We start from the raw sequence: 408 nt of genomic DNA, 5'->3' as shown, positions 1-408 counted from the left end.
CGTTCACGCGCGGATCGTTGTTGTTCAGCTCGTAGGTGTAGGTGCCGTCGGCCTTGAGGACGATCTTGCCGTACTCGCCGTTGACGGCGGTGTTGACGTTGCCGGTGACGTTCTGGCCGGCGGGGACGGTGCCCTTGGCCACGCCGACGACGTTGGTGACGTCCGCGCCGAGGGTGTCGGCGCCGGTGCCGGTGATGACGTTGCCGGAGGCGGTCAGTGCGGTGTCTTCCGTGACGGAAGCGGTGTCGGGCTTGGCTTCCGGAGCGGTGTCGGTGATGAGTACGACCAGGTCGTCGGACTTGACCTGGTTGGCCGCATCGGTGACGGTGACGGTGAACTTGTCGGTGACGGAGTCGTCGCCGGCGGTGTGGTTCTTCGAGGTACCGTCCTGCTGGTAGCTATAGGTGA

At 65.2% G+C, this 408-nt stretch carries 1 protein-coding gene; it reads right to left on the bottom strand.

What is annotated here, in order from left to right:
• Positions 1-408: VCBS domain-containing protein (locus IB257_RS31905; RefSeq protein WP_192493337.1), on the bottom strand; the 408-nt coding region annotated here is incomplete at both ends.

Source organism: Achromobacter sp. ACM03 (genome assembly GCF_014851665.1).
Classification (GTDB): domain Bacteria; phylum Pseudomonadota; class Gammaproteobacteria; order Burkholderiales; family Burkholderiaceae_B; genus Achromobacter; species Achromobacter aegrifaciens.
Note: the sequence above shows the minus strand (reverse complement) of the source record. Positions and strands in the feature narration are given on the sequence as shown.